The sequence below is a fragment of the Comamonas aquatilis genome (assembly GCF_965139575.1).
GTDB classification, from domain to species: domain Bacteria; phylum Pseudomonadota; class Gammaproteobacteria; order Burkholderiales; family Burkholderiaceae_C; genus Comamonas; species Comamonas aquatilis.
Genome location: NZ_CBCSIW010000008.1, coordinates 80803 through 96600 on the forward strand (window position 1 = coordinate 80803; position 15798 = coordinate 96600).

Genomic DNA, 15798 nt, shown 5'->3' on the forward strand with positions numbered 1-15798 from the left:
ACATGCCCAAAATGAAGACCAAGAGCAGCGCGAAGAAGCGTTTTCGCGTTCGTCCAGGTGGTACCGTCAAGCGCGGCCAAGCCTTCAAGCGTCACATCTTGACCAAGAAGACCACCAAGAACAAGCGTCACCTGCGTGGTGCAGTGAATGTGCATGAGACCAACATGGCCTCCGTCGCACAAATGCTGCCCGGCATGGGCCTTTAATTCACTGACGAACAAGGAGTAATAACATGCCTCGCGTCAAACGTGGTGTAACGGCCCGTGCCCGTCACAAAAAAGTAATCGCCCTTGCTAAGGGTTTCCGCGGTCGTCGCGGCAATGTCTTCCGCGTCGCCAAGCAGGCGGTGATGAAGGCAGGCCAATACGCCTACCGTGACCGTCGTAACAAGAAGCGCGTGTTCCGCCAACTGTGGATCGCCCGTATCAACGCCGCTGCACGCGAACTGGGTCTGACATACAGCCAATTCGCCAATGGCCTGAAGAAGGCTGCCATCGAAATCGACCGCAAGATGCTGTCCGATATCGCTGTGCACGACAAGGCTGCTTTCGCAGCTATCGTCGACCAAGTCAAGGCCAAGCTGGCTGCCTGAGGTCACGATCGGTAGTTACTCTTAATTTAGTAGCTGCTGGTGCACAAACAGCAAGGGCTAGGGCTTGAAAAGGCACTAGCCCTTGTTTTTTTGTCGCTGAGATGGTCCTGGCGCTCGCGCTTCATGTGAAGTGGTGGTGTTGAAACGAGGACTGTCTTGGGTAATTAACGTCGATAAAGAGTCGATATGAACGAGTTGGATTCTCTGGTCGAAAGCGCTAAACAGCTGTTTGCGCAGTCACAAACCCCTGCCGATCTGGAAAATGCCAAGGCGCAGTTTCTGGGCAAGTCGGGCAAGATGACCGAGCTCATGAAGGGCATGGCGCAGCTTTCCGTCGAAGAGAAAAAATCGCGCGGTGCTGCCATCAACGTGGCCAAGCAGGCGATTGAAGCCGCTTTGACCGCTCGCCGCCAAGCCCTGGCCGATGCCGAACTGCAAGCTCACCTGAAGGCCGAAGTGCTGGACGTGACGCTGCCCGGCCGTCGTCGCGGCACCGGTGGTCTGCATCCCGTGTCGCTGACGCTGGAACGCATCGAGGGCATTTTTGGCTCCATGGGTTTTGATGTGGCCGAAGGCCCAGAGATCGAGTCCGACTGGTTCAACTTCACGGCGCTGAACACGCCCGAAGACCATCCCGCGCGCTCCATGCACGACACCTTCTATGTAGAAGGCGGTACCAAGCAGGCGCCAAATTTGCTGCGCACGCACACCAGCCCCATGCAGGTGCGTCATGCGGTGCAGCATGTCAAGAAATACCGCAATCAGCTGGACGCCGGCCAGTCCATGCCCGAGATCCGCGTGATTGCTCCCGGCCGCACTTACCGTGTGGATTCGGACGCCACCCACTCGCCCATGTTCCACCAGTGCGAAGGCCTGTGGATTGGCGAGAACGTGAGCTTCAAGGACTTGAAGGTGGTGTTCACCGACTTCTGCAAGACCTTTTTTGAATCGGATGATCTGGTGCTGCGCTTCCGCCCCAGCTTCTTCCCGTTCACTGAGCCTTCGGCTGAAATCGACATCCAGTTCCAGAGCGGCCCCTTGGCCGGCAAGTGGCTGGAAGTGGCGGGCTCTGGCCAGGTGCACCCCAATGTGGTGCGCAACATGGGTCTGGACCCCGAAAAATACATCGGCTTTGCCTTCGGCATGGGCCCCGATCGCCTGACCATGCTGCGTTATGGCGTGAACGACCTGCGCCTGTTCTTCGACGGCGACATCCGTTTTCTGTCGCAATTTCAGCAGTAAGAAAGTGAGCTGAATGCGCTCGCTATGCAAGGGTTTCCAATACAAAACAATCAGAACCCCAAGTAAAGCAAACGCAGACAGCTCCTTTTTTGAAAGCAAGATCGCCATACAGCCAGTGAATCCCGAGGGGTCACTGGCCTGAACGCCAAAGAGTCTGACTATGCAATTTCCTGAATCCTGGTTGCGTGAGTACTGCAACCCGAAGCTGACGACCCAAGAGCTGGCCGATACCCTGACCATGGCCGGCCTGGAAGTCGAAGAGCTGGACCCTGTCGCTCCTCCTTTCACCGGCATTGTGGTTGGTGAAATCAAGGAAGCCGTGCAGCACCCCGACGCCGACCGTCTGCGCATCTGCCAGGTGGATGTGGGCGGCCCCGAGCTGCTGAACATCGTATGCGGTGCGCCCAATGCGCGCGTGGGCATTCGCATTCCCTGCGCTACCGTGGGCGCGGCTCTGCCTCCCGGTGAAGACGGCAAGCCCTTCATGATCAAGATCGGCAAGCTGCGCGGCGTGCAAAGCTTTGGCATGTTGTGCTCGGCCAAAGAGCTGGGCCTTGCCGACGATACCGGCGGCCTGCTGGAGCTGCCGCTGGATGCGCCCCTGGGCCAGAACGTGCGCGAGTACCTGAATCTGGACGACACTCTGTTCACGCTGAAGCTCACGCCCAATCTGGCGCACTGCCTGTCGGTTTACGGCGTGGCGCGCGAGCTGTCGGCGCTGACCGGCACGCCGCTCAAGGCTTTGTCCTTCCCTGCTGCTGCCGTGGCATCGCAAGACAAGCTGCCCGTGAAGATTGAAGCGACCGATCTGTGCGGTCGCTTCTCGGGCCGTATCGTGCGCAATGTGAACACCCAGGTGAAGACGCCCCAGTGGATGCTGGATCGTCTGGCCCGCTGCGGCCAGCGCGGCGTCTCGCCCCTGGTGGACATCTCCAACTACGTGATGTTCGAGCTGGGTCGCCCCAGCCATATCTTCGATCTGGACAAGATCAGCGGCGGCCTGAACGTGCGTTGGGGCAAGGTGGGCGAAACGCTCAAGTTGCTCAATGGCAACATCATCGAGATCGACGATTTCATCCCCGTCGGCGTGATCGCCGACGACCAGCAGGTCGAATCCCTGGCTGGCATCATGGGTGGCGATGCGACCGCGGTGTCGGACGACACCCAAAATATCTACATCGAAGCGGCTTTCTGGTTCCCCAAGGCAGTGGCCGGTCGCTCGCGTCACTTCAATTTCTCTACCGACGCCGGCCACCGTTTCGAACGTGGCGTGGACCCCGAGTTCACCGTCGAGCACATCGAGCGTATCACGGCGTTGGTGCTGGAGATCTGCGGCACGCCCGAGACGCAGGTCGGCGCCATGGATGACCAACAGCCGAACATGCCGGCTGCCAAGACCGTGCAGCTGCGCGTGGCCCGTGCGGCCAAGGTCATCGGCATGGCCGTGACCCAGCAGCAATGCCTGGATGCCTTGAACGGCCTGGGCCTGCCTGCCACCGTGGCCGAAGAGGGTGTGATCAGCGTGACTGCGCCCACTTTCCGCTTCGACATCAATCTGGAAGAAGATCTGATCGAAGAAGTGGCCCGCATGATTGGCTACGAAAACCTGCCCACCACCAAGCCGCTGGCGCCCATCTCGCCCAAGCTGCGCGCCGAGAACCAGCGCAGCCCGTTTGGCGTGCGCCGCGAACTGGCGGGTCTGGGTTACCAGGAAACCATCAACTTCAGCTTTGTGGAAGAAAAGTGGGAGCAGGAGCTGGCTGGCAACCACAACGCCATCAAGCTGCTCAACCCCATTGCCAGCCATTTGAGCGTGATGCGCTCGTCGCTGCTGGGATCCTTGCTGCAAGTTTTGAAGTTCAATGTGGACCGCAAGGCCCAGCGCGTGCGTGTATTCGAACTGGGCCGTGTGTTCTTCAAGGATGACTCCGTGCTCGAGTCCGACACCACCGTCAAGGGCTTTTACCAGCCCATGCGCGTGGCAGGTCTCGCCTACGGCGCTGCCGATCAGCAGCAATGGGGCAGGGCCGAGGCCAAGGTGGATTTCTACGACGTCAAGGGCGATGTGGAAGCCTTGCTGTCGCCATTCAAGCCCACGTTTGAACCCGCAGAACACCCAGCCATGCACCCCGGCCGTTGCGCCCGCGTTCTGCTGGCTGGCCGCGCCATTGGCTTTGTCGGCGAACTGCACCCCAAATGGCGTCAAGGCTGGGATCTGGCCCAAGCGCCTATGCTGTTCGAGCTGGAACTCGATGCCGTGCTGGCCCGCGAAGTGCCCGTCTTCAAGCCTGTGGCCAAGCACCAGGCCGTGGAGCGCGACATTGCCGTCGTGGTCAAGGAGGCCGTGACCCATGCGCAAATCATGGATGCGATCTTTGCTGCCAAATCCGATGGCATCTTGCGCAATGCCGTGCTGTTTGACGTGTTCCGCGCCAAAAAACTCAAGGCTGGCGAGGAAGCGGCTCCAGGCAGCCTGGCCCAGGACGAGAAAAGCCTGGCTGTGCGCCTGACGCTGATGAGCGACGAAGGTTCTCTGGCCGATGCGCAGATCGAGCAGACGGTGCAAGCCGTGCTGGCCCAATTGCAAGAGCGCGCCGCCGCACGTTTGCGCTGATGATGTTCAATCCACAAGGAGATCGCCCCATGGAGCTTGCTGTTGAAAGCATTGACAGCCCCGCGCTGACCAAGGCACAACTGGCCGATCTGTTGTTTGAAGAAATCGGTTTGAACAAGCGCGAAGCCAAGGATATGGTGGACGCGTTTTTCGATCTGATCTCTCAAAGTCTGGTGGATGGGGAAGATGTCAAGCTCTCGGGTTTTGGCAATTTCCAGATTCGCACCAAGGCACCTCGCCCCGGCCGCAATCCGCGTACCGGCGAGCTGATTCCGATTGCTGCCCGCCGCGTGGTCACCTTCCACGCCAGCAGCAAGCTCAAGGAATTGATCCAGGCGGAAAAGCCCGGCGCTTAAGTAGCGCCTAGCCAACGCTGAAGGCGCGCAATCGCACAATTGCGCTGCAGGCCATGTACACCAACGAATGGAACCTGGCCTGTCGTAGAGCTGACCAGTCTTGCTTCAAGCAATTGAAGTCCGGCTTGTCAGCTCTTCGCGCTATATTGCTCATCTTTACTTCCCGGTAACTTGCATCCATTGACTGCAACCGACATGGCTTCACATCTGCCTGCCATTCCAGCCAAGCGCTACTTCACCATCGGTGAGGTGGCGGATCTGTGTGAGGTAAAGCCCCATGTGCTGCGCTATTGGGAGCAGGAATTCACCCAGCTCAAACCCATGAAACGCCGCGGCAACCGGCGCTATTACCAGCACCATGAAGTGCTGATGGTGCGCAGAATCCGTGAGCTGCTGTATGAGCAGGGTTTCACCATCAGTGGCGCCCGCAACCGTTTGCGCGAAACAGGTCTGGCCGGTCGCTCGACGGCCAACGAGGCAGCGCTTGGTATTGCCGCGGAAAGCGAACAGGCTGCGCTGCAGTCGCAATTGCTGGAGGAAGTGCTTGCCTCCAAGCCCTTGGGAGCCGTGCCTGCGCTGTGCATGCAGGGGGTCAAAGAAGAGCTTTTGCAGATCAAAGCATTGCTTTCTCTTTGAGCTTTGAATTTCTGTGTATAATTCAAGTCTTCGGAATGTAGCGCAGCCTGGTAGCGCACTTGCATGGGGTGCAAGGGGTCGCGAGTTCGAATCCCGCCATTCCGACCAAACTAGATAAGGGCTCCTAGCTATGAAGTTAGGAGCCCTTTTTCTATTGTTGCGTATTCAACACGCCATGATCAACTCATGGGGTAGGGCGTGGGAATAGAGAAGCTGCGCTCGCTTTGCAGGCTCGCTCAGTCGACTGCTTTGTCCGTGGCAAAGTGAGCTGCAATGGGCGTTTGAAATTGCATCTTTGCCTTTGGCAGTTCATGATCGTTTGGCTTCCTCCAGGAAAAGCCAATGACTCAGACCACTGCCGTACACGACGACCTACCTGATTTTTCGTCCACGCTGCGCACACCGCTGTGCGAATTGCTGGGGTGCAGACTTCCATTGATTCTCGCGGGCATGGGTGGCGTGGCGCGGTCTGAGCTCGTGGCAGCGGTGACGCTGACGGGCGGATTTGGTTTTCTCGGCATGGCGCGTGAGCCGCTTGCACTCATTGAGGCGCAAGTGCGCAAGGTTCGCGAGCAGACGAAAAAGCGCTTTGGCGTCAACCTGATTCCTGCGGGAACAGAGCCGGACCTGTTGCAGCAGCAGGTGAAGCTCTGTATCAGGCTCGGAGTGCCCGTGGTCGGCCTGTTCTGGGATATCAGGCGCGAGGTGATCGCCCAGCTTCGCGAGGCGGGCGTCACGGTTGTGCATCAGGTAGGCAGTATGGCCCAGGCCCTTGAAGCGCGGGAGGCGGGAGTCGATGCGCTCATCGTTCAAGGCGTCGAGGCGGGTGGACATGTCCATGGACGCCAACCGCTGGAAAAAATACTGGCGGATGTGCTTGCCGTGGTGGATATTCCCGTGGCCGCTGCGGGTGGGATCGCCACCGGTGAAGCCGTGGTGCAACTGCTTTCGCAAGGCGCGCAAGCTGCGGTATTGGGCACCGCATTGCTGGCTACCCAGGAGTCATTCGCACATGAGTATCACAAGCAACGAGTTGTCGACGCCACCGTGCAGGACACGGTGCTGACCGAAGACTTTCACATCAACTGGCCAGCGCATGCGGCGGTTCGTGTGCTGAGAAACAGCGTGACGCGCGGTGAACATGGTGACCCGCATACACAGGCCCATCGGCAGCCGATAGGCGAAGAAGAAGGTCGTCCCATTTACCTGTTCAGCACGGACTCACCGCTGCGCTCCATGACCGGCGATTTCGAGGCGATGGCGTTGTATGCGGGTCTGGGAGTGGGGCATATCGCCAGTATTCCATCTGCGGCCGAACGTATTGGGGAAATCATGCAGCATGCGCGGCTTGAATGGCATCGCTTGCATCCTCCGGAGGTCGAGCTGAGTTCACCCGTCTGCTATGCGCCTGAGTTCGAGCGTGTGCGCAATGCAGAACTGATGACGCGCCTCAACGAGCTGCTGGAAGCCGAGCGTGCCGGGGTGCGTGTGACGGCTCAGACGCTTGCGCAGGTCCCGGATCCGGCGACGCGCAGCCTGGTTGAAGCGGTTTATCGCGATGAGGTGCAATGGTGCACCATGCTGCTGCATGCGATCCGGGCGATGGGCGGGAAATCCAGCACTCATACCGGCGATTTTTTCCAGAAGGCGATGGCTATTGCTGACGTGAATGAGCGACTTGCGTTCCTTAACCGGGGGCAAGGCTGGGTGGCCAAGAAGCTGAGAGAACTTCTGCCTATGGTCGAGGATCCGGTACTCAACCGGAATCTGGCGCGCATGCTGGACTCGCATGTCGAAAACCTCGACAAGGTGAATGATCATCTTGCCCATCCAGGCTGATGCAGTGACTGGACGCTGCTCGGAATGACAAGGGCCAGATCCGTCCAATTCAACCCGTTGCGCATGCTGGCTATCGATTAGCAGGAATATTGGTGTTACTGCAGGCATCCAATGTGTAGATCTATCGATTACCAAGGAGTGGGCCATGGGCATAGAGCACAGCAAAATTCTTGCGCGCCAAGAAGTCGCGCAAGGCACGATGGCATTTCATCTTGCCAAGCCGGCAGGGTTCGAGTTCCGTCCTGGGCAGGCGTTCGAGATTCTGCTGCCGGGTGCAAGCTCCGAGGCAAGCCAGGAGGAGCGCGGTCATGCATTTTCCATCGTCAGCGCGCCGCACGAGAATGAATTGATGTTTGCCACGCGTATGAGGGACAGTGTTTACAAGCGCGCGCTTGGAGCTCTTCCCGTGGGCGCTGAACTGGATATCGACGGGCCGTTCGGCTCGCTGACCTTGCACAAGAACACGGCGCGGGCGGGCGTGCTCATTGCCGGAGGGATTGGTATTACACCTTTCATGAGCATGCTGCGGAACGCGGCAACGCAGCGGTCGCCGCAGGATCTACTGCTGCTGTATTCCAATCGCCGTCCCGAAGATGCCGCATTTATCTCTGAGCTTCAGGCACTCGCAAAGGTGCATCCGAAATTTAGACTCAAGGCCACCATGACCGATATGGCGCACTCTTCTGAAAGTTGGAGTGGGGATGCGCAAAAAATCGACAGTGCATGGGTTCAGCAGGCTATCGACGGTTTAGCCCATCCGATTTTCTATGTGGCCGGGCCGCCGGCCATGGTTGCGGCCATGCAGCAGATATTGGTAGCTGCCGGTATCGATGAAGACGATGTGCGTAGCGAGGAATTTTATGGATATTGAATGGCTCGAGTCTTCATAGAAATCACTGTGAGCGCGGTGGCGCATCACAGTGAATGATTTTCTGTCCACCCAAGGCCCTGCTTCCGCATTTGTGGTTAGAGCCAGAGGCGTACAAGCAGTCCCGTCAAGCCTGCCGCCACAATGACATAGATCACATTGATCTTGAAGCGCAGTAACGCAACGGCCGCAGCCAAACCTATTGCTATCGAGGGCCAATCGATGTTGCCGGCAAGACCCTGAGGCCATATGACGTGGTAGGCAAAAAAGACCGCGAGGTTCAGTATGACCCCCACCACTGCTGCGGTGATGCCGACCAGTGGTGCGGTGAATTTCAGCTTGCCATGGGTGGATTCAATGAAAGGTCCGCCGAGCAAAATGAAAAAGAAAGACGGTAGAAAAGTAAAAAAGGTCACGACGATTGCCGCTACAACTCCAGCCAGCAGCAGTGAATCCGACCCGAAGATGGCTTTGGTCCAGCCGCCTACGAAGGCTACGAAGCTCACCACCATGATGAGAGGGCCGGGAGTCGTCTCACCCAAGGCTAGGCCGTCGATCATTTGCGTCGCCGTCAGCCAATGAAAATTTTCCACTGCGCCTTGGTAGACATAGGGAAGCACCGCATAAGCGCCGCCAAAGGTCATGAGTGCCGCTTTGGTGAAAAACCACCCCATCTGCACCAGCGGTGAATGCGGTCCGAAAAGCGCCGCAAGAACGCCAAGGACGCTTCCCCACAGGGCCACACAGACAAAAAGCACGCACCAGAAGCGTCGCCAAGTGAACTTGGCATGAGGCGGGGCTGGGGTGGTGTCGTCTATGAGTGCAGGCCTGATCTCCGAAGGCTGCGTTCCTGTTTCGTGCTTGGTACTGCCGCCAAAAGCCTCGGGGTGGACCTTGCTGCCGAAGAATCCGATAGCTGCTGCTGCCAAGACGATCAGCGGAAACGGAACATTCAGCATAAAAATGGCAAGGAATGCCGCTGCAGCAATACTCCAATGCCAGCTGTTCTTAAGCGATCTGGAGCCCACACGATAGGCGGCCTGTGCCACGAGTGCTGTTACTGCAGGTTTTATGCCGTAGAAAAAGCCCGCGATGACTGGCACGTCACCGTGAGCCATGTACAGCCAGGCGAGAGCAATGATGATGAATAGCGAAGGTAGAACGAAGAGCACGCCAGCCAAAACGCCGCCCCATGTTCGATGCAGCAGCCAGCCCAGGTAGGTTGCAAGTTGCTGGGCTTCAGGGCCGGGTAGCAGCATGCAGTAGTTCAAGGCGTGGAGGAAGCGCTTCTCCGAAATCCATCGGCGGCGATCCACAAGTTCTTCGTGCATGAGCGCAATCTGACCTGCGGGTCCGCCAAAACTGATGAAACCGAGCTTTAACCAAAAGCGCAGGGCTTCTGAGAGCGAGAGCGCGGTGGGAGTGGCCGGGTCGGTCGACCTGGGCAAAGCGGTGTCCATAAAAGCTCCATAGAGGATGTCCAGCGCTTGGACGGGACACCGTCTACCCTTGCGGGACGGGAGGCTGTTTTCCCGATCAATAAATTCTAGTCTAAATGCTCAAATGAACTGCAGTGTTGCTAGATCGTGAGCAATGCGTGGATTGCCGCAATAGCAAAACTGTCTCCGTTCAATTGTTCCGGTCGCTTCCATGGAGATGCAATAAAGAGAAGAATGTATTCGTTATATATGATTGAATATATCGAATGTAAAATTGTCGTTCCATACTCCCGTAATGGAATTTCCGCGACTTAGCTTGAGCAATCCATGACCGACAAAATGATCTCGTCACGCGACTGGGGAGGCTGAGGCGCCGATGAAGCCGAATAAGATTTCCTACTTCCTGGCTTTGCATCGCGAGCAAGACTGGGCCAAGGCCGCCGCAGCCTGCGATGTTTCGGCGCTTGAGTTGCTGAAGGCGGTGGCGAATGCCGAAAGCGAACATGGATGCGCACTCGTGAAGGCAGGATCTCCATTTCAAGGCTTCACCGTAGAAGGGAAAAAAGTGATTGCACAAGCACAGCAGCTATCCAATGCGATGGCTTCGCTGGAACAGTGCTTCACGGCATCACGCAGAAAACGTATGGTGGCTCCATTGCTGGATCGCCGTTCCGTTTCTCCCAAGCGCTTATACGCGCCGGCGCCAGATGCAGAAGCCATCGAATTGATGACGGCTGCTGCGTTGAGTGCACCAGATCATGGTGGCCTGCATCCTTGGCGCATCATTGCATTCGGAACAGATCAGAGAGATGCTTTGGCACATCTGTTTGAGCAAGAGAAACGGCGTCGCGATCCTTTGGCATCTAGAGACGATATCCAACGGGCACGCGAGCATGCGACCCGCAGTCCTGCCTTGCTCGCTTTTGTTGTATCGCTCAAAGTAAAGACGCAAGTCCCCGCACGTGAGCAATTGCTTGCGGCCGGCGCTGCTTTGGGTAATTTCATGAATGCAGCGCATCAGCTGGGTTTCGGCGCAATCTCGCTCAGTGGTGAGCGCTGTTTCGATCCTATATTCAGTGCCCAACTGGGTCTCACGAGCAGTGAATACCTGGCGTGCTTCATCAGTCTAGGCAGCATTACCGAGCCTCCTGCGCCAAAAAGCAAGGTGGCACCCAGCGCTGTCATGAGTCGGTGGATCCCTTGCTCGACCGCTATTCAGCAGCCCATTTGACGGCTGCGGGCGAAAGTGCGCGCAAGCTCTGTTGAAGCCTCAACAGGCCAGCACATTTGGCGCAAAATTGCGCCTAGGCTTGGCCGCGAGAAACAGACCGTCATGGTGAGATGATCCACTGATTTCGGCCAGCCCCTTAAGATGCAAGACCTGTTCGGGGTACGCGCTTGTCTTTTGCCTCCAGGGGCAGCCCATTCGCCTTAGATTCTTTTGCCGCTTTGTTGTCTGAGCGCACTCATATTCACGCACCAATATGCCAAAACCCGTCGCGCCAGCTGCTGAAAACCTTGCTCCTTTCGTGAAGTTGCGCATGCGAGTCGTCGTTGGCGGCGTCAATGCGATCGGCCCCGGAAAAATAGAGCTTTTGGAAGCGATAGAGGCAAGCAAATCCATAGCTGCAGCGGCAAAATCTTTGGGCATGTCTTACCGTCGAGCCTGGCTTCTGGTTGATGAACTCAATCAAGGACTGAGTTCTCCTGCCGTAGCGAAAGCCACGGGCGGCTCCCATGGCGGAGGGTCGGAACTTACCGAAACCGGTCATCAGGTGCTCGCGCTTTACCGGAGCATCGAACAACAAGCTTTCGAAGCTTGCAAAGCCGATATGCACAAGCTGCTGGCACTGGTTCATGGCAGCTGAATTCTTCGATGCTCGTATGTTGTGTATCGGCAGACACTAGCTGTGTCTCAAGCATAGCTGCGGTAGGAATGCTGCAGTCTTGACGTCATTCGCAAGCTCGCGTTTGAGGGTGGCGGCAAAGCAGGCCAAGCTGGCACTTCTCAGCGGAACAAAAGGCACCTGATGGCGTTCGCTGAGGCGCTTGAGCTTGGTGACCGAATCATGGTCTACACAGTCCACAGGAAAAACAACCAGGCTGGCGCGTGGCAGCAGGCTGTCCAGCAGTCCTTTGCGATCCTCCAAACCTCCGTCATGGTGCAGAAATTCCCCACCTCGGCGGCATACATAGTCACGAATAGAAGGGGTGGAGCTGGGTCTTCCGCCAACGTAGAGAACCCGTTGCGCTTGTAGCGTCGCACTGTTTTCACAAGACGGATGGACAGCAGCGACTACGCCGCTCTGCACCTCGCTGAGATGATGCAGTTCCGCTTCTGCTGCTGCCAGCTCCTCCGCCAAGTATTGGCCATGCTTTTGCAAATGCGCCAACTGCTCTTGCAGCAGCAGTAATTGTTCTTGCGCCGCATGCGCCAGCTGCTCGGCACGCTCTCGCCTTTGGGTCTGCAGCACTACCAATTGATTTGCCTCTGGCGGAGCACAACGATCACTCAACTGAGTCCGATACTGTGCAACGCTGTTCTCCAGTCGCACAAGCTGTTGCCGCATTTGCTCTGCAATCTGGTCGCGTTCCTGAACCAGTTGCAGCCTGCGCTGTTGCTCACGGTCCAGGCGTTCACGAAGATCGGCATTTTCTTTTTCCAGCATCACGAAGCGTTGCAACTCATGGCGATTGGACGCGGCCATCAGATGCGAAAGCATATGCACCTCGCCAAATACCATTTGGCGCAAGTCTGCTGTGGTTTTCTTATGTGTCAGCACCGCCCAATAGGCACCAGGAATCTCGCCTTGCGCCCAGGCATCGCGCCAGCGCTGCGTCAACGCCGTCTCATCCTTGGCCGTTGAAAAGGTTCTTACGGCACCCGCATGGCGCTGGTCCAGCGCCTTGTGCAGAGCTTTGGATACCTCTCCGATCTGCCCCGCCATGACCACCGCCGTGTGATGTATTTCGAGGTCGCTGAGGTCTTTGACGGCAATGTGCTTGGCCATGAGCTTTCGCAGTTCAGCAGTGCTGAGGCAATTGCCCACAATCGAGCAATGCAAAGGGGTGTCCATCTCATGAAGTTTGGCACGCGTACTTGAAACACATGCGTCGACATCAAGGCTGTGTTGTTCACAGCATCCGACAGGTGGCTGGCTTGCCACACTGCTGCCGGTCACATCCAATCCTCCCAGATTTCGCTTGAATGGGGGTGCAAACATCTTCGGCCTCGCTTGGTGGTAACTGCAGGATGTCGTAATATACTGCTGAATATAACGAATCTCATCTCGCGCCTCTGAGCCTCTGGAATACACTCGCGGCAGACTGCAGCGTATGAACCCGCTTCAGATGCATCAAGAGAAAACAGCTTAGGAGTACGAGATGAAAGCAAGTGCACGCAACCAATTGACCGGTACGGTGACCAGCATTCGCGATGGCAGCGTCAATGACGAGATAGAGCTGCAAACAGCTTCAGGCATCAAGATCGTGGCCACCGTCACCCGCTCAAGCCGCGAAGCCATGGGTTTGAATGTGGGCGTTGCCGTCACGGCGCTTATCAAAGCATCGGCTGTGGTGCTGGTGACCGATGCAGAAGGCATGCGGTTTTCTGCAAGAAACCAGTTGACTGGCGTTGTGGCGCGAGTGAGCAAGGGTGCGGTCAATTCCGAGGTTCTGCTGAATTTGAACGCCGGTGAGCAGTTGGTGGCCGTCGTCACAAACGAGAGTGCTGAAAATTTGGATTTGGCTGTGGGTCAGGCGGCAACCGCGTTGTTTAAAGCCGGTAGCGCGATCTTGGCGGTGAAGGCCTAGGCGTCAGCTCTGTGGAGCGACTGCCCCGCACTGCCCTACCGCCGAACTCTCGAAGCCAAAAATCCCTGAAACGGCATAAACGGATGATTGATATGGGCAGTCAAAAACTGACGCTGGAAGAGCGTTTGCAGGTTCTGGAAATACTGATGGAAGAATCGGTATGGGGTCCGTACCTGGATCAGCCGGAACAGCGAAAGGCCATAGCTTCCGCTTTGTACACCCGGCTGGAAGTGGTCAAGCGGCATCGGGCGTATCCGCCTGGCGTTATCTCTGCTTTGTATGAGCATGCGGATGCGTTTTCCGAACTCGACAACACGCCGGAGGCGCTCAAACCCATGCTACGGCCTCTGGTGCGGCCATCTGAAAGATCCAACTGAGGCCTGAAGCCAGACGTGCTGGAGCACGCTCCTGGCTCTGGCCTGGCTAAGGCTTGTCAGAATCTTGTTGTTGCCCGCTCTCTTTCGAAAGAAGAGCGGGTTTTCTTTTGGGGCGATGTCGGTGCCAGCATTGAAAGGGGAATCTTTGCTGTCGCCGCTATGGGTCTTTGAATGAGAAATTTGTGCTAGAAGTGCCTTAAGCCCAATAAATATAAGTGTTGAATGCTATATATTCAGGACTGAAACAGCCTGTCCTCAACCCGGCATGCCAAACAGATCGTGTGCATCCAGCAAGGCATAGGCAATCTCCGGCTTGTGCTCCAGCCCCTTGCGGATGGCGGCGGGAATGCTTTGCCTGGTCTTGCGGCACAGGCCGGGCTGGTCGGCAATCTCGATCTGTATGCCGCGCATGGTGCGTACTTCGGCCCGGCCCGGGCCTATGGTGATGCTCAGCCCCAGTTGCTCGGCCATGCGCAGCTGCATATGGCGCAGATCCTGCAGGCTGCTGATGGACTCCAGCCGCAGCAGCAGACGCTTTTCTTCTTCTCGCGTGAGCATGAGAATGCGCCAATCGGCGCCAGGCGTGGCCAGCAATCTCTCGCGCTCGCAAATGCAGGAGCCGGGCGGGCATTCGGTGCGAATCGGAGGTGTCGTTGGCATTGCAGCTGCGGGGAGCAAGGTCGGGGTGAGGCTCTAGGGCGTCGAAGGTTGATGCCATATTAAGCTGTCGCCGCTGGCACCTACACAGGGGAGACACGCAGTGGGAGCGGCGGTTCTACGTGTATCCACTTGTCCCAGTTGTCATCAGGTTTGAGCAGACTCAGGCATAGTTGCGGGTTATCGCTAGGGTCGGGGCTTGCTCCGCCTGCAATCAAGACATGAGGTGGAGTGCACGCAGTGTTTGCGGCGCTCACGGGATCATTTACTTTTTTGAGAGCGCACAGCGCAGCATTGCTGCGGGATGCGCCGTTATTCATGATTGAAATTCGGGATCTATCCCTGACTTACAAAGGTCCGAAAGGACCGGTGCACGCACTGCACAACATCCATCTGGAAATCGCCTCGGGCGAGGTGTTCGGCATCATCGGTCGCTCCGGCGCGGGTAAAAGCTCGCTGGTGCGCTGCCTGAACCTGCTCAACCGCCCCACCAGCGGTCAGGTGGTGGTCAACGGACGCGATCTGATGACGCTCTCGGACGCCGAGCTGCGGGCTGCACGCCGCGATATCGGCATGGTGTTTCAGCATTTCAACCTGCTGTCCTCGCGCACCGTATATGACAACGTGGCCTTGCCGCTGGAGCTGGCCGGTGTCAGCAAGGACGACATCTACAAGCGCGTCACGCCGCTGCTGGAGCTGGTGGGTCTTGACCATCTGTCCGATCGCTATCCCGCACAGATTTCGGGCGGGCAAAAGCAGCGCGTGGGCATTGCCCGGGCGCTGGCCAGCAACCCCAAGGTGCTGTTGAGCGACGAAGCCACCAGTGCGCTGGACCCCGAAACCACCCGTTCCATTCTCGATCTGCTGCGCAAGGTCAACCGCGAGCTGGGCGTGACCGTGGTTCTGATCACCCACCAGATGCAGGTAATCAAGCAGATCGCCGACCGCGTGGCCGTGATTGACGGCGGCGAGATTGCCGAGCTGGGTTCGGTGATCGAGGTGTTCACCCGTCCGCAACAGGCGATTACCAAGAGCCTGATTGATGAAATCGTGCCCCAGGAGCTACCCGAGTCCGTGATGAAGCGCGTGGGCCAGCTGGCGGCTCAGCTGCAGCCTGGCCAGCAAGGCCAGCTCTTGCGCCTGTCGTACGCGGGCGAAAGCGCCTATCAGCCGATTCTGTCGCATCTGATCCGCGAGCTGGGCCTGGATCTTTCCATCCTGCACGGCCAGATTGATGAAATTCAGGAGCAGACCTTTGGCTCTCTGGCGGTGTACGCCAGCGGCGATGCGGCCAGGATTGAAGCCGCTATCGCTCATCTGCGCGCCAGCGGCGTGCAAGTACAGATCGTGCCCAGCAAGAATTGA

16 protein-coding genes and 1 tRNA gene are annotated in these 15798 nt (G+C 57.5%); 14 read left to right on the forward strand and 3 right to left on the reverse strand.

All coding sequences use genetic code 11. From position 1 onward, the window contains the following. Window positions 1–2: 2 nt before the first annotated feature. The 9 genes from rpmI to ACNAZA_RS12065 all read left to right on the forward strand — a co-directional run bounded on the left by rpmI (window position 3) and on the right by ACNAZA_RS12065 (window position 8150). The gene (rpmI, locus tag ACNAZA_RS12025; protein WP_120967137.1) at window positions 3–206 is read left to right on the forward strand and encodes a 50S ribosomal protein L35; all 204 of its coding nucleotides are present in this window, start codon (window positions 3–5) and stop codon (window positions 204–206) included. A 26-nt stretch (window positions 207–232) separates the two neighbouring features. After that, on the forward strand, window positions 233–592 hold the full coding sequence (gene rplT, locus ACNAZA_RS12030; protein WP_120967138.1) for a 50S ribosomal protein L20: 360 nt from the start codon (window positions 233–235) through the stop codon (window positions 590–592). Between the two features lie 186 nt (window positions 593–778). Next, window positions 779–1834 carry a phenylalanine--tRNA ligase subunit alpha gene (pheS, locus tag ACNAZA_RS12035; protein WP_415796811.1) on the forward strand — a complete coding sequence of 352 codons (1056 nt, stop codon included), beginning with the start codon at window positions 779–781 and terminating at the stop codon, window positions 1832–1834. Between the two features lie 160 nt (window positions 1835–1994). Then, entirely contained in the window at window positions 1995–4448 is a 2454-nt protein-coding gene (gene pheT, locus ACNAZA_RS12040) for a phenylalanine--tRNA ligase subunit beta (protein ID WP_415796812.1), read from the forward strand. A gap of 29 nt (window positions 4449–4477) precedes the next feature. Next, the gene (locus ACNAZA_RS12045) at window positions 4478–4804 is read left to right on the forward strand and encodes an integration host factor subunit alpha (RefSeq protein WP_120970869.1); all 327 of its coding nucleotides are present in this window, start codon (window positions 4478–4480) and stop codon (window positions 4802–4804) included. Between the two features lie 195 nt (window positions 4805–4999). Further along, entirely contained in the window at window positions 5000–5440 is a 441-nt protein-coding gene (locus tag ACNAZA_RS12050; RefSeq protein WP_415796813.1) for a MerR family transcriptional regulator, read from the forward strand. Between the two features lie 31 nt (window positions 5441–5471). Then, window positions 5472–5548 (forward strand) — tRNA-Pro (locus tag ACNAZA_RS12055). A 234-nt stretch (window positions 5549–5782) separates the two neighbouring features. Further along, window positions 5783–7279 (forward strand): nitronate monooxygenase, encoded by a 1497-nt coding sequence (locus ACNAZA_RS12060; RefSeq protein WP_415796814.1) that lies wholly within the window; start codon window positions 5783–5785, stop codon window positions 7277–7279. 145 nt (window positions 7280–7424) lie between these two features. Continuing rightward, complete coding sequence (locus tag ACNAZA_RS12065; protein WP_415796815.1) at window positions 7425–8150, forward strand: ferredoxin--NADP reductase; 726 nt, start codon at window positions 7425–7427, stop codon at window positions 8148–8150. 95 nt (window positions 8151–8245) lie between these two features. On the opposite strand, the gene chrA is transcribed toward ACNAZA_RS12065, so the two are convergent. After that, window positions 8246–9607: a chromate efflux transporter gene (gene chrA / locus ACNAZA_RS12070; protein ID WP_415796816.1), complete on the reverse strand. Its 1362-nt coding sequence runs from the start codon at window positions 9605–9607 to the stop codon at window positions 8246–8248. A gap of 355 nt (window positions 9608–9962) precedes the next feature. Between chrA and ACNAZA_RS12075 the strand changes: the two genes are divergently transcribed. Together ACNAZA_RS12075 and ACNAZA_RS12080 are read left to right on the forward strand one after the other, a co-directional pair. Beyond that, the gene (locus ACNAZA_RS12075) at window positions 9963–10817 is read left to right on the forward strand and encodes a nitroreductase family protein (protein ID WP_415796817.1); all 855 of its coding nucleotides are present in this window, start codon (window positions 9963–9965) and stop codon (window positions 10815–10817) included. Between the two features lie 310 nt (window positions 10818–11127). Next, window positions 11128–11454, forward strand: a complete 327-nt coding sequence (locus tag ACNAZA_RS12080) for a winged helix-turn-helix domain-containing protein (RefSeq protein ID WP_415796871.1) — start codon at window positions 11128–11130, stop codon at window positions 11452–11454. 36 nt (window positions 11455–11490) lie between these two features. Here the strand turns inward: ACNAZA_RS12080 and ACNAZA_RS12085 are convergent, their stop codons facing one another. Then, entirely contained in the window at window positions 11491–12810 is a 1320-nt protein-coding gene (locus ACNAZA_RS12085) for a DUF2325 domain-containing protein (protein ID WP_415796818.1), read from the reverse strand. A 160-nt stretch (window positions 12811–12970) separates the two neighbouring features. Between ACNAZA_RS12085 and ACNAZA_RS12090 the strand changes: the two genes are divergently transcribed. Beyond that, window positions 12971–13399, forward strand: a complete 429-nt coding sequence (locus ACNAZA_RS12090) for a TOBE domain-containing protein (protein ID WP_415796819.1) — start codon at window positions 12971–12973, stop codon at window positions 13397–13399. An 83-nt stretch (window positions 13400–13482) separates the two neighbouring features. After that, window positions 13483–13776, forward strand: a complete 294-nt coding sequence (locus tag ACNAZA_RS12095) for a hypothetical protein (RefSeq protein WP_415796820.1) — start codon at window positions 13483–13485, stop codon at window positions 13774–13776. Window positions 13777–14031: 255 nt separating this feature from the next. Here the strand turns inward: ACNAZA_RS12095 and ACNAZA_RS12100 are convergent, their stop codons facing one another. Continuing rightward, a complete protein-coding gene (locus ACNAZA_RS12100; RefSeq protein WP_415796821.1) occupies window positions 14032–14436 on the reverse strand; it encodes a hypothetical protein in 405 nt (134 codons plus the stop codon). 315 nt (window positions 14437–14751) lie between these two features. On the opposite strand from ACNAZA_RS12100, the gene ACNAZA_RS12105 reads away from it, so the two are divergent. Then, on the forward strand, window positions 14752–15798 hold the full coding sequence (locus ACNAZA_RS12105) for a methionine ABC transporter ATP-binding protein (RefSeq protein ID WP_415796822.1): 1047 nt from the start codon (window positions 14752–14754) through the stop codon (window positions 15796–15798).

What these genes read in the sequence shown, in the direction of transcription:
- rpmI (WP_120967137.1), top strand. Translation starts at nt 3, where the DNA reads ATGCCCAAAATGAAGACCAAGAGCAGCGCGAAGAAGCGTTTTCGCGTT.
- rplT (WP_120967138.1), top strand. Translation starts at nt 233, where the DNA reads ATGCCTCGCGTCAAACGTGGTGTAACGGCCCGTGCCCGTCACAAAAAA.
- pheS (WP_415796811.1), top strand. Translation starts at nt 779, where the DNA reads ATGAACGAGTTGGATTCTCTGGTCGAAAGCGCTAAACAGCTGTTTGCG.
- pheT (WP_415796812.1), top strand. Translation starts at nt 1,995, where the DNA reads ATGCAATTTCCTGAATCCTGGTTGCGTGAGTACTGCAACCCGAAGCTG.
- ACNAZA_RS12045 (WP_120970869.1), top strand. Translation starts at nt 4,478, where the DNA reads ATGGAGCTTGCTGTTGAAAGCATTGACAGCCCCGCGCTGACCAAGGCA.
- ACNAZA_RS12050 (WP_415796813.1), top strand. Translation starts at nt 5,000, where the DNA reads ATGGCTTCACATCTGCCTGCCATTCCAGCCAAGCGCTACTTCACCATC.
- ACNAZA_RS12060 (WP_415796814.1), top strand. Translation starts at nt 5,783, where the DNA reads ATGACTCAGACCACTGCCGTACACGACGACCTACCTGATTTTTCGTCC.
- ACNAZA_RS12065 (WP_415796815.1), top strand. Translation starts at nt 7,425, where the DNA reads ATGGGCATAGAGCACAGCAAAATTCTTGCGCGCCAAGAAGTCGCGCAA.
- chrA (WP_415796816.1), bottom strand. Translation starts at nt 9,607, where the DNA reads ATGGACACCGCTTTGCCCAGGTCGACCGACCCGGCCACTCCCACCGCG.
- ACNAZA_RS12075 (WP_415796817.1), top strand. Translation starts at nt 9,963, where the DNA reads ATGAAGCCGAATAAGATTTCCTACTTCCTGGCTTTGCATCGCGAGCAA.
- ACNAZA_RS12080 (WP_415796871.1), top strand. Translation starts at nt 11,128, where the DNA reads ATGCGAGTCGTCGTTGGCGGCGTCAATGCGATCGGCCCCGGAAAAATA.
- ACNAZA_RS12085 (WP_415796818.1), bottom strand. Translation starts at nt 12,810, where the DNA reads ATGTTTGCACCCCCATTCAAGCGAAATCTGGGAGGATTGGATGTGACC.
- ACNAZA_RS12090 (WP_415796819.1), top strand. Translation starts at nt 12,971, where the DNA reads ATGAAAGCAAGTGCACGCAACCAATTGACCGGTACGGTGACCAGCATT.
- ACNAZA_RS12095 (WP_415796820.1), top strand. Translation starts at nt 13,483, where the DNA reads ATGATTGATATGGGCAGTCAAAAACTGACGCTGGAAGAGCGTTTGCAG.
- ACNAZA_RS12100 (WP_415796821.1), bottom strand. Translation starts at nt 14,436, where the DNA reads ATGCCAACGACACCTCCGATTCGCACCGAATGCCCGCCCGGCTCCTGC.
- ACNAZA_RS12105 (WP_415796822.1), top strand. Translation starts at nt 14,752, where the DNA reads ATGATTGAAATTCGGGATCTATCCCTGACTTACAAAGGTCCGAAAGGA.